General features: G+C 69.1%; 10 protein-coding genes and 1 tRNA gene. 8 read left to right on the top strand and 3 right to left on the bottom strand.

The genetic code is table 11. The features are described from left to right. Positions 1-217: alpha/beta hydrolase (locus tag IZR01_RS44380; RefSeq protein ID WP_194927336.1), on the top strand; the 217-nt coding region annotated here is incomplete at its 5' end. 49 nt (positions 218-266) lie between these two features. Continuing rightward, a tRNA-Thr gene (locus tag IZR01_RS44375) sits at positions 267-340 on the top strand. Between the two features lie 736 nt (positions 341-1,076). On the opposite strand, the gene IZR01_RS44370 is transcribed toward IZR01_RS44375, so the two are convergent. Then, the gene (locus IZR01_RS44370) at positions 1,077-1,658 is read right to left on the bottom strand and encodes a hypothetical protein (protein WP_194898537.1); all 582 of its coding nucleotides are present in this window, start codon (positions 1,656-1,658) and stop codon (positions 1,077-1,079) included. 461 nt (positions 1,659-2,119) lie between these two features. Continuing rightward, the gene (locus tag IZR01_RS44365; RefSeq protein ID WP_194927335.1) at positions 2,120-2,560 is read right to left on the bottom strand and encodes a hypothetical protein; all 441 of its coding nucleotides are present in this window, start codon (positions 2,558-2,560) and stop codon (positions 2,120-2,122) included. A gap of 53 nt (positions 2,561-2,613) precedes the next feature. Here IZR01_RS44365 and IZR01_RS44360 point away from each other — a divergent pair, with 53 nt between their 5' ends. The 4 genes from IZR01_RS44360 to IZR01_RS44345 all read left to right on the top strand — a co-directional run bounded on the left by IZR01_RS44360 (position 2,614) and on the right by IZR01_RS44345 (position 7,758). Further along, positions 2,614-2,976: a DUF488 domain-containing protein gene (locus IZR01_RS44360; RefSeq protein WP_194927334.1), complete on the top strand. Its 363-nt coding sequence runs from the start codon at positions 2,614-2,616 to the stop codon at positions 2,974-2,976. A 46-nt stretch (positions 2,977-3,022) separates the two neighbouring features. Beyond that, positions 3,023-3,460, top strand: a complete 438-nt coding sequence (locus tag IZR01_RS44355) for an SRPBCC family protein (protein ID WP_194927333.1) — start codon at positions 3,023-3,025, stop codon at positions 3,458-3,460. A gap of 300 nt (positions 3,461-3,760) precedes the next feature. Next, the gene (gene tmk / locus IZR01_RS51730; RefSeq protein ID WP_228561272.1) at positions 3,761-6,538 is read left to right on the top strand and encodes a dTMP kinase; all 2,778 of its coding nucleotides are present in this window, start codon (positions 3,761-3,763) and stop codon (positions 6,536-6,538) included. Beyond that, positions 6,535-7,758, top strand: coding sequence for a DNA polymerase III subunit delta' (locus IZR01_RS44345; protein WP_228555837.1), 1,224 nt, complete (start codon positions 6,535-6,537; stop codon positions 7,756-7,758). The genes tmk and IZR01_RS44345 overlap by 4 nt, the downstream gene beginning before the upstream one ends. A gap of 115 nt (positions 7,759-7,873) precedes the next feature. Here IZR01_RS44345 and IZR01_RS44340 read toward each other — a convergent pair whose 3' ends face one another. After that, a complete protein-coding gene (locus IZR01_RS44340) occupies positions 7,874-8,857 on the bottom strand; it encodes an AraC family transcriptional regulator (protein WP_194927332.1) in 984 nt (327 codons plus the stop codon). 81 nt (positions 8,858-8,938) lie between these two features. Here IZR01_RS44340 and IZR01_RS44335 point away from each other — a divergent pair, with 81 nt between their 5' ends. Both IZR01_RS44335 and IZR01_RS44330 read left to right on the top strand, forming a co-directional pair. Then, positions 8,939-9,832 carry an NAD(P)H-binding protein gene (locus IZR01_RS44335; protein ID WP_194927331.1) on the top strand — a complete coding sequence of 298 codons (894 nt, stop codon included), beginning with the start codon at positions 8,939-8,941 and terminating at the stop codon, positions 9,830-9,832. After that, a complete protein-coding gene (locus tag IZR01_RS44330; protein ID WP_194898530.1) occupies positions 9,829-10,368 on the top strand; it encodes an anthrone oxygenase family protein in 540 nt (179 codons plus the stop codon). Before IZR01_RS44335 ends, IZR01_RS44330 begins: the two co-directional genes overlap by 4 nt. The last annotated feature ends 230 nt before the right edge of the window (positions 10,369-10,598 follow it).

Genomic DNA, 10,598 nt, shown 5'->3' with positions numbered 1-10,598 from the left:
CATCCTCGTCGTAGGTACCAAAGACGACCCCGCCACCCCCTACCCCTGGGCCCAGGGCCTGGCCAAGCAACTCCAAAACGGCCACCTCCTGACCTTCAACGGAAGCGGCCACACCGCCTACACCAGAGGCTCCCAGTGCATCGACAACGCAGTCGACGCCTACCTGCTCCAAGGCACCGTCCCACCCGCAGGTATCACTTGTGACGTCAGCCCCTAGCGTCCGGTACACTCGTGCCCCGGCCCGCGGTGCACGCCGACGGGTCCGGGCCTCCTTAGCTCAGTCGGCCAGAGCGACGCACTCGTAATGCGTAGGTCATCGGTTCGATTCCGATAGGAGGCTCTGCCGAAGGCCAGGTCAGATTTTGTCTGACCTGGCCTTTTAGCGTCCCTACACCCATGGCTTGATACTCAGCCACTGATGCCTTACCCCGCCGCTGTCATGATTTCCGTCATGACGGGGTCACCCAGAGCTATGTTGACCGCATGGTCAAGGGCGGGATCGACACGCAGGCCGCATACGGCTATGCCATCGCCTGGAGCTGGGCAGACAAGAACCCTGGACAGCTTCCAGGCTGACCATCGAACCCTGATGCACCCCGCTGTACTTTGTTCTTCATGGGGGCACAGATCCTGACTATCGTCGGCGTCATAGTTGGCGCTCTTGGGACCTACATCGCAGCGAGGCGGCTATCGAAGCAGCGGACGAGGTCAACGGCTACCTGTGGAGCCTTCTGGACCTGGTGCTGAAGCAGGGCCCAGACCCAATCGACTTAGATCTCGATCCGAGGAGCCTCGATCTCGTTAAGGCGCTGACGCGATTTCACGACTGCGCCAGAGTGGATCTTGGCATTGCAGGTCGTGCATCGGTCGGTCGCTTGCCATCCAGCATCGCAACCAACGCCACGTCATGGACATCGTCACCCTGATGCTCCGTCGGGCGAGCAATTGCACACCGCCGTGCGTCCTGATCCGGGGCCGAGGTCGTCGATGGTCAGAGTTGGTAGCCACGCCCCGAACGTGGCAAACGCCCGGCCGCTTCGGGCCGGGCGTCCTGAGTGGTGGCGCTGAACCGGCCGTCAGCCGCCGTTGGTGACCTTCAACGTCCAGTCGCACTCGCTGTTTACCGACAGGTAGTGACTGCCGGCTGCGTCGTGTTCGTAGCTGGTGTCGGCGCCCTTCGCCGAAAGGGCGTTCGCGAGCATGTCGCCGAGGTCGCCGTCGACCTGAAGCACGAAGTTTCCCTGGCCGCCTGCATTGGAGCAGTCAAACGTATAGGCCACGCTCCAGTTGGGGCCGGTGGTGAACGACTCTGTCTTCTTGATGCCATCGCCGGTGGTGGTGAAGACCACAGCCGGTTTCGGCGCGGCGGTCGTGCTCGGCGGCGGCACCGCGCTGGTGTGGGCCACGGCCGGGGCCGCGTTCTGCGCTGTCACTGTGGCAGTGACGGTGGTTGTTACCGAAGGCGTGCCAGTCGCGGTGTTGGTGGTCTTCGACGTGCTGTGACCGGCGGCGCCGATGATAAGGCCGAGAACGAGCCCGCCGGCGCTGCCGAGAATTGCGGTACGGCGGCGGACGGTCGGCTTGTTCGGTGTGCGCTGTGGCGGCGCGTAGGACGGCACGTATGACGGCGGCCCTGGTTGCGTGTCGCGCTGATCCATGAATCCCCCTGGAATATCCCGATCCCCCATGCGACAGCGCCACGGTATGGGGGCGGGTCGACTGCTACTGCCCAGTCGTTTCGGATCGTTACCGGGCCCTGTCTGGATGGTCGCCGATTGCCGGTTCTACGCCTACCGCTCGAATGGCACTATCGAATTCCCGCAGCTAGCCGCCGGGTTCCGTTGCTGGAGTAAAACCAGGCTCGCAAAGCATTTCGATTACCGTTCCACCATCGCAATAGACGATGGTGGCGGAGTCCCAGGCAAGGCCGACGTCGTCAAGACTGCGGGTCGCGTACCAACCAGTCGTAGCTCGAACTGGGCACCGCTTTGCCGTATCAAATTCGGCTGCTCTTCCCATGCGGAAGCGCTAGCAGCCTATGCATTGTTGTCAAGCCTCATAGTTGGGCACCCGCTGTGATCTCTGCTGAGGCGGCGAATATCCCTGGCGGTGGCGCCCCTCAGTCCCCGACCCGCAGCACCAGAGGTGCCAGCTCCGCTTGGAGTAGGGGGTCGCCGAGGGGCTGTACCTCGCCGGGGGTGGTGCGGAGGTAGCGCTGGGCGAGGACGAGGGTGCGGGTGAGGTTGAGTTGGTGGGCTTCGATGAAGACGGCTTCTGTGCGCTGGCCCTCGTAGGTGGTGTAGCCGTCGTAGGCGAGGGTGATGGCGACGGTGGCCGGGCCCGCGGTCTGGAGGTGTTCGCGGGCCGCCTCGAGCGTTTCGGGGACGTCGGTGGCGACGTCGACTGTGAAGCGGGTGAGGGTGGCGGTGCCGTCTTTGTGGAGGGCGAAGGAGAAGGGGGTGAAGGGCTGCTCCGATATTTGTGCGTTCTCCAGTGCGTAGTCCAGCGAGGTGAACACGAGCTCTTTGGTGTCGTCCGCGGTCTCGTCCCAGATGGTCACTCGGTCAGCCTTGCAGACCGGTCGTGGCTCCCGCGCCCTAATAGCCTGGCGGCATGAGTGGCGACTACCGGGTGAAGCGCGCGTATGACGCAGTGTCGGAGGCGGACGGGAAGCGGGTGCTCGTGGATCGGCTGTGGCCGCGCGGGGTGAGTCGTGAGGAGGCGGAGCTCGACTTGTGGGCTAAGGATGCGACGCCCTCCAACGATCTGCGGAAGTGGCTCCATGCGAACCGTGATGAGTACGCCGAGTTCGTGGCGCGCTATGACGTTGAGCTGGAAGGTGCCACGCAAAAGGCGGCGCTGGCGGAGGTCCGCCGGCTGCACGACGCGCACACCGTCACCCTCATCACCGCGGCCAAGGACGTCGACCACAGTCACGTGCCCGTCCTGATCAAGCACCTGGAGGAGGGCGCGTAAATGCCCTGCGGTACAAAGGGAGCGAGAGCGTAGGGAGGGAATATCGATGAAGTTCCGAACCGCGATCGACATAGACGCCACCCCGGCTACCGTGTGGCGCACCCTGACCGACGTGGAGTCCTGGCCTAAGTGGACCGCCTCCATGACTTCTGTAGAGCGTCTACAGAAGGGTGAGTTGGGGCAGGGAAGCACTGCGCGGGTTACCCAGCCGAAGCTGAAGCCGACTGTCTACACCGTCACCGAGTACGACGCCGGCAAGTCCTTCGTGTGGGAGATGAAGGCCACCGGGGTGAAGGTCTCGGCGGTCCACGTCGTGGAGGCCGTTGGAGAGGGCCACGCGCGCATGACCCTCGGCATCGAGCAGACCGGGGCCCTCAGCGGCCTCATCAGCCTGCTGCTCGGCAAGCGGACGCGGCAGTACGTGCAGATGGAGGCCGAGGGCTTGAAGAAGGCCGCCGAGACCGCGGAGTCCGGAACCGAGTAGGGGCGGCGTCGAAGCGGGCGCCCCAGGGCGTCGCTCGCTGCACGACTGCGGTGTTGTCGATCTGCCAGCTGTTCGACCCGGTGCCGTAGTCGTAGGTGGGGCCGCTCCAGCACCGTGCAGCCGGTCAGGGCCGGCGGCACGGCGTCGGGGATCGGGGCCACGCGCCACCGCCTGGGGCGAAAGTGACCAGGCGATGCTCAAGTCGGACGTCCGTGGTCCGGCGGTCCGGATAATCACCCGGACCGCCGGGTCACGGCCTCGTTCACCTCCCCCGGAAACTCTCCGCATTACCGTGGATTCATGGAGTCATCACCGGTCGGGATCCGCGACGTGCTCGCCATCCCCGACTTCCGCCGGCTGTGGACGGCGCTGTCGCTGTCCAGCCTCGGCGACTGGCTCGGGCTGCTGGCGCAGTCCTCGCTGGCGGTGTCCCTGGCCGGGGGTGGGTACGCCAGCCGCTCCTATGCGGTCGCCGGCGTCTTCGTAGTGCGGCTGATCCCCGCGGTGCTGTTCGGTCCGATCGCCGGTGTGGCGGCCGATCGGCTGGACCGGCGTTGGACGATGGTGACCGGAGACAGCGCCCGGTGCCTGCTCTTCATCACGATCCCGCTGATGGGGACCCTGTGGTGGCTGTTCGCCGCCACCTTCCTGATCGAGATCGCGGCGATGTTCTGGATCCCGGCCAAGGAGGCCACGGTCCCGAATCTGGTGCCGCCGCGGCTGCTGGAGCCGGCCAACCAGATCTCCCTGCTCACCGCCTACGGCACCGCCCCCATCGCGGCCGGCGTGTTCACCGTGCTGGCGCTGATCACCAAGGCGCTGGCCCATCAGTGGACCTTCTTCACCGCCCAGCCGGTGGACCTCGCGCTCTACTTCGACGCGCTGACCTTCCTGTTCTCCGCGCTGACCATCGCGCGGCTGAAGAGCATCCCGGCCCGTTCGGCGATGGAGCGCGCCGCTGAGCGCCGCCACACCGAGGACCACCGCTCCCCGCTGCGGACCCTTCTGGACGGGTGGCGCTACCTCGGGATCGACAAGCGGATCCGCGGTGTGATCATCGGCACAGCCGGGGCCTTCGCCGCCGGCGGCGCGGTGGTCGGGCTGGCCCGGACCTACGTGGGCGACCTGCACGGCGGCCAGGCCGCGTACGGCGTCCTGTTCGGCACCGTCTTCCTGGGCCTGGCCGCCGGGATGTTCTCCGGATCGCGGATGCTGCCCGGGATGGCGCGGGAGCGGCTGTTCGGCTCCGTGATCTTCGCCGCCGGGGTGGTGCTGTGCCTGTTCGCCCTGGTGCCGGTGCTGCTGATCTCGGTGATGTGCGCCCTGGTCATCGGCTTCCTCGGCGGCACCGCGTGGATCATCGGGCAGACGATGCTGGGCCGCGAGGTGGCCGACGAGCTGCGCGGCCGGACCTTCGCCTTCGTGCAGTCGCTGATCCGGGTCATCCTGGTGCTGATCCTGGCCGTGGCCCCGGCGGTGGCCGGCGTGTTCGGCGCCCACACGCTGCGGCTCCGCGGCTTGGCGGTCACCTACGGCGGCGCGGCCATCACCCTTTTCGGGGCCGGGCTGCTGGCCGCGGGCGTGGGGTGGGTGGCGTACAGGATGATGGATGACGTGCCAGGGAAATCGTTGCGGAACGAACTGAAGGCGGCGCTCAAGCGGAGCACCGCCGCCACCTCGACGCGGGCCGGGGGCGCGGCGGGGTCGGGGACCGATCCCGGACCGACTACCGGGGCCGCGTCCGGGTCCACGCCCGGAGCGGGTACCGGAGCCGGACCCGGAACGGGTACCGGGGCCGTGACCAGCGCCGGAAACGCCGGCAACGACGCGCTGCTGCCGGACAGCGGCGCGATCGAGAGGACCGCCCACACCTACACGGGCACCTTCCTGTCCTTCGAAGGCGGCGACGGCAGCGGCAAATCCACCCAGCTGGACCTCCTCGCCGACTGGCTGCGCGGGCGCGGCCACGAAGTGGTGGTCACCCGCGAACCCGGCGGGACGCCGCTGGGCACCAAGCTGCGCGGCATCGTGCTGGACGCCCACAACGCCGACGTCATCTCCCCGCGCGCCGAGGCCCTGATCTACGCCGCGGACCGCGCCGACCACGTCGAGCGGGTGATCCGGCCGGCCCTGGAGCGCGGCGCGGTGGTGATCACCGACCGCTATGTCGACTCCTCCCTCGCCTACCAGGGCGCCGGCCGCGCGCTGTCGGCCCGCGAGGTCGAGCTGCTCTCGCACTGGGCCACCCAGGGCCTGATGCCCGACGTCACGATCCTGATGGACCTGGACCCGATCGAGGCGGCCCGCCGCCGCAAGACCCCGGCCGACCGGCTGGAGCTGGAGTCCGTGGAATTCCACCGGCGGGTCCGCAACGGTTACCTGGAGCTGGCCAAGGCCGAGCCCGAGCGGTTCATCGTGATCAACGCCCAGGAACCCGTCGAGCAGATCTCCGGACGTATCAGGGCCCGGTTGGAGGGTCGCATACACCTCTCGCGCCAGCAGCGGACCGAGGAGGCCGAGCGCCGCGAGCAGGAGCGCCGCAAGGCCGCCGAGCAGCGCGCCGTGCAGATGGCGGAGCTCTCCGACGCCGAGCGCCGCCGCGCCGAGGCCGAGGCCGAGCAGCGCGACCAGGCGCAGCGGGAGCAGGAGTCGCGGGAGACCGCGCGGCAGGAGCACCGCCGCCGGTTGGAGGAAGACGCGGCCCGGGCCGAACGCGCGGCCAGGGAGCGGGCACAGAGCAACGCGGATCTGGCCACCCGGCTCGGCCAGACCGAACGCCCGCCCACCGCACCGGAGCGGACCGCCACACCGCCCGGCGTCGCCACACCGCCCCGCACCACCGCGCCGTCGGCCCAGCCTCCTACAACACCGGCCCCGCGCCCTACAACACCGACCCAACCCCCTGCGTCGCCGCACGCCGAGGACATCGCGACACCGAGCACGCGCGGCGAATGGGAAGTCCCGGACTACGTCGCGGAGCCGGAGTTCGACGAGGAGCCGGAGCAGGACGCGATGGCCCTCGCCGACGAGTTGTTCGGCGTCCGGCAGCAGACTCCGCACAGCGGGGAGGACGCATGAGCGACGGAAGCGGCGTAAGCGGGGTGAGCCGCAGGACCGCCGGCGCCCCGGCCTTCGAGCCCTACGGCGTCTGGACCGACCTGGTCGGCCAGGACCACATCAGCACCGACCTGGTCCAGGCCGCACTCGGCAACGGGATGACGCACGCCTGGCTGCTCACCGGCCCGCCCGGCTCTGGCCGCTCCACCGCCGCGCGCGCCTTCGCCGCGGCCCTCCAGTGCACCACCGCGAACGAACCCGGCTGCGGACACTGCCTCGGCTGCCGCACCGTCCTCGACGGCGTCCACCCCGACGTGCTGCAACTGGCGACCGATCAACTCTCGATCGGCGTGGCCGACACCCGCGACCTGGTACGCCGCTCCTCGATGACCCCGTCCTCAGGCCGCTGGCAGGTGCTGCTGATAGAGGACGCGGACCGCCTCACCGAGGCGGCGGGCAATGTCCTCCTGAAGGCGGTCGAGGAACCCTCGTCCCGCACGGTCTGGATCCTGTGCGCGCCCGGCCGCGACGACATGCTCCCCACCATCCGCTCCCGCTGCCGCCACCTCCTGCTCCGCACACCCCCCTCCACAGCCGTCGCCGAGATCCTGGTTCGCCGCGACGGGGTGGACCCGATCCGCGCCCGCGAGGCGGCCCGCGCCGCCCAGGGCCACATCGGCCGCGCCAAGCGCCTGGCGACGGACGACGAGGCACGAGCCAAGCGCAGTGAGGTGCTGGCGCTCCCGTCATCGCTGACCGACATGGGCTCAGCCCTGTCAGCCGCGCAGAAACTGGTCGACGCGACCATCTCCGAGGCCAAGCGCGCGGCCGAGGAGCGAAACGTCACGGAGACCGCGGATCTGCGCCTGGCGATGGGCTACCAGGAGGGCTCGCGCAAGGCGGTGCCCGGCGCGGCCGGCGCTCTGAAGGACCTGGAGACACGGCAGAAGAAGCGCGCGACACGAATGCAGCGCGACGCACTGGACCTGGCGCTGGTAGACCTCGCAGCGTTCTACCGTGACGTCCTGGCGGTGCAGCTGGGCGCGATCGGCGGGGCGGGCGGCGACGTGACAGAGCCCATCCACGACGACCAGTACGCGGCGGTCCGCAAGATCGCCGCGGCGGGGACGCCGGAGGCGACGCTGCGCCGGATCGAGGCGGTACTGGAGTGCCGGAAGGCCGTGGAACGGAGTGTGGCGCCGCTGCTGGCGGTGGAGGCGATGGCGGTGCGCTTGCGGTAGCAGCGCGGGTCGGCCGCTTCTGCGGCTAAGGCTTCTGTAGCTAAGGCTTCTGTAGCCAGTGCTTCTGTGACTAACGCTTCTACCGCTAACGCTTCTACGGTCAGCGCTTTTGTGGCTAAACAGCCACCCGCCAAGCCCGCACCTCAGCCACCGGCCCCGCCTCCCGGACCGCCCGCTCCCGGTGCTCCTTCGGGCTCACCCCGCGCACCCGCTTGAACGCGGCGCTCAACGCGAACGCGCTCCCGTACCCCACCCGCTCGGCCACCGACGCGATGGTCGCCGCCGGATCGCACAACAGGTCCGCCGACAGCGCCAGCCGCCAGTTCGCCAGGTACGCCATCGGCGGCTCCCCGACTTCCGCGCTGAATCGCCGCGCCAGTGCCGCGCGTGACACGTGCGCCGCCTCAGCGAGCGCCGCGACCGTCCAGGGGTGCGCGGGGTCGTCGTGGATCAGCCGCAGCGCGGTGCCGACCACCGGATCGTCCTGCGCGCGGTACCAGGCCGGGGCCTCGACGTCGGGCCGGGCCAGCCAGGTCCGCAACGCGACCACCGTCAGCAGATCGAGCAGGCGGTCCAGCACCGCGTCCTGGCCGGGGGTCTCGCGGGAGACCTCGGCGGCCAGCAGCGGGATCAGCGGCGTGTCGCACTCGCCCTCGCGCAGCACCGCCAGCGGCGGCAGCGCGTCCAGCAGCGGCGCGCAGATCTCGCTGAGTACCTGGTACGTGCCGGTGACCAGGACCGTCGCCCCGTCCGGGGCGTTGCCCCAGCTGCGGGCGCCGAGGGTCCGCATGTCGCCCAGATCCTCGCCGTCGGGCGTCATGCAGCGCTGGCCGGGGTGGATCACGGCCTGGGGTGCGGTGGCCGGGTCGTCGGCGAACACATACGGGTCCGGGCCGCGCAGGACCGCCAGGTCGCCGGGCCGCAACCGGGTCGGGGCCCCGGAGTCCGGCACCACCCACGCGGTCCCCGCGATCACCGCGACCAGCGTCAGCGGCGCCCGGTCCTGGACCCGCAGCGACCAGGGCGGTGTGAGGAGCGAACGCAGCAGGAAGGCGCCGTCGGCGCGTGGCCCGTTGAGCAACCCGGCTATGACGTCCATGTCCCGAGGGTAGACGATCGCGTATGGATGTGTGGAGTCTGGACCATTCTGGATCTCACTCGTGACGGCTGTACTTGAGTCATGAACACGAAGCAGAGCGCGAAGCAGAACTCAGCCCGGAACACAGACCAGAGCCAAAAGCGCAACCAGAACCAGGCCGAGCGCCAGACCCTCGTCCTGGGCGCCACCGGCAAAACCGGCCGCCGGGTGGCCGCCCGCCTCGAAGCCGCCGGCATCGCCGTCCGCCACGGCTCCCGCTCCGCGGACCCGGCGTTCGACTGGCAGGACCCGACGACATGGCCGAGGGCGTTGGAAGGCGTCACCAACGTCTACCTGTCCTTCTTCCCCGACCTGGCCGTCCCCGGCGCGCCCGAAGCCGTGGCGGCGTTCACCGCCGAAGCCCGGCGCGCCGGAGTGCGACGCGTAGTCCTGCTTTCCGGACGCGGCGAACCGGAAGCGCAGCTGGCCGAAGAGGTCGTCGCTCGCGCCGGAGTGGAGTGGACCGTGGTCCGTGCCAGTTGGTTCGCGCAGAACTTCTCCGAGGGCGCGTTCCTGGAGTCGGTCATGTCCGGAGAGGTGGTGCTACCGGTCGGCGAGGTCGGGGAACCGTTCGTCGACGTCGAGGACATCGCCGACGTGGCAGCCGCCGCGCTCACCCAGGACGGCCACAACGGACAGATCTATGAGGTGACCGGACCGCGCCTCCTTACCTTCGTGGAAGCGGTGAACGCTATAGCGAAGGCCACAGGACGCGAGATCTCCTTTACATCGATCCCACTAGACGCCTTCACCGCGTACCTCAAGGAAGAACGCGAAGCGCCAGAAGTGATCGAGATGCTTGCGTATCTCTTCGCTGAAGTCCTGGACGGCCGCAACGCCTATGTGACCGACGGAGTGCAACGCGCTATAGGGCGCCCACCGCGGGACTTCGCAGAGTACGCCCGTACCGCCGCCGAGAACGGGGCCTGGAAATGACGACGCGAGCAAACGGCAACACGGTCCTGGCCGCCGCGACCGTCGTGACCGGACTCATCGCCGGCGTCTACTACGCCTTCGCCTGCTCCGTGATGTTGGGCCTGGGCGCCTCCAGCGACCGGACCTTCATCGAGGCGATGCAGAACATCAACAAGAAGATCGAGAACCCGTTGTTCTTCCTGACCTTCTTCGGCGCCCTCGTACTCTCGGCCTGGGCCCTGCGCACGTTCCGCCACGACCGCCGCCTCCGCCTGTGGATCGCCGCCGGACTCGCGCTCTACGCGATCGGGCTGCTGACGACGATGGCCGTCAACGTGCCGCTGAACAACCAGCTGGCCGCCGCCGGCAATCCGGCACGGATCACCGACCCGGCGGCGGTACGTGCCCGGTTCGAGGACACGTGGAACCTTTGGAACATCACGCGGGCGGTGCTCAGCGCGGGCGCCGCGGTGTGCCTGGCGCGGGCGCTGCTCTTGGTGAGCCGCCGGGAGACGGCCGCCCCGTATGAGAACGCTGTGCGCGTTGGGGCGCTATAGATGTCCGGCAACGCGAAGGCCCCGCAGGATCGTCAATCCGGCGGGGCCGTATGCGCGCTCTTCACTGTCGTTCCCCGAATCAGCAGGAGGGCTTGCCTGCCTTACACCCGAGCCGACTGCATCGGCGTCCGCACGCCGTGCCGGTTCAGCGGGACCGTCGCCACCTGGCCCTGGCGCAGCGGCTGCGCGCCCGGGGCGGTGGCGGGGGTCGGGACCGGCGCGCCGGGGCC

Origin of the sequence: Catenulispora pinisilvae, assembly GCF_015356865.1 — a bacterium.
Taxonomy (GTDB): Bacteria; Actinomycetota; Actinomycetes; order Streptomycetales; family Catenulisporaceae; genus Catenulispora; species Catenulispora pinisilvae.
The sequence above is the reverse complement of the archived record's forward strand: the minus strand, read 5'-3'. Positions and strand labels throughout refer to the sequence as shown.

Excerpts from the sequence above, each read along its gene's own strand:
- IZR01_RS44335 (WP_194927331.1), top strand. The coding sequence starts at position 8,939 with ATGAACACGAAGCAGAGCGCGAAGCAGAACTCAGCCCGGAACACAGAC.
- IZR01_RS44345 (WP_228555837.1), top strand. The coding sequence starts at position 6,535 with ATGAGCGACGGAAGCGGCGTAAGCGGGGTGAGCCGCAGGACCGCCGGC.
- IZR01_RS44360 (WP_194927334.1), top strand. The coding sequence starts at position 2,614 with ATGAGTGGCGACTACCGGGTGAAGCGCGCGTATGACGCAGTGTCGGAG.
- tmk (WP_228561272.1), top strand. The coding sequence starts at position 3,761 with ATGGAGTCATCACCGGTCGGGATCCGCGACGTGCTCGCCATCCCCGAC.
- IZR01_RS44330 (WP_194898530.1), top strand. The coding sequence starts at position 9,829 with ATGACGACGCGAGCAAACGGCAACACGGTCCTGGCCGCCGCGACCGTC.
- IZR01_RS44355 (WP_194927333.1), top strand. The coding sequence starts at position 3,023 with ATGAAGTTCCGAACCGCGATCGACATAGACGCCACCCCGGCTACCGTG.
- IZR01_RS44370 (WP_194898537.1), bottom strand. The coding sequence starts at position 1,658 with ATGGATCAGCGCGACACGCAACCAGGGCCGCCGTCATACGTGCCGTCC.
- IZR01_RS44340 (WP_194927332.1), bottom strand. The coding sequence starts at position 8,857 with ATGGACGTCATAGCCGGGTTGCTCAACGGGCCACGCGCCGACGGCGCC.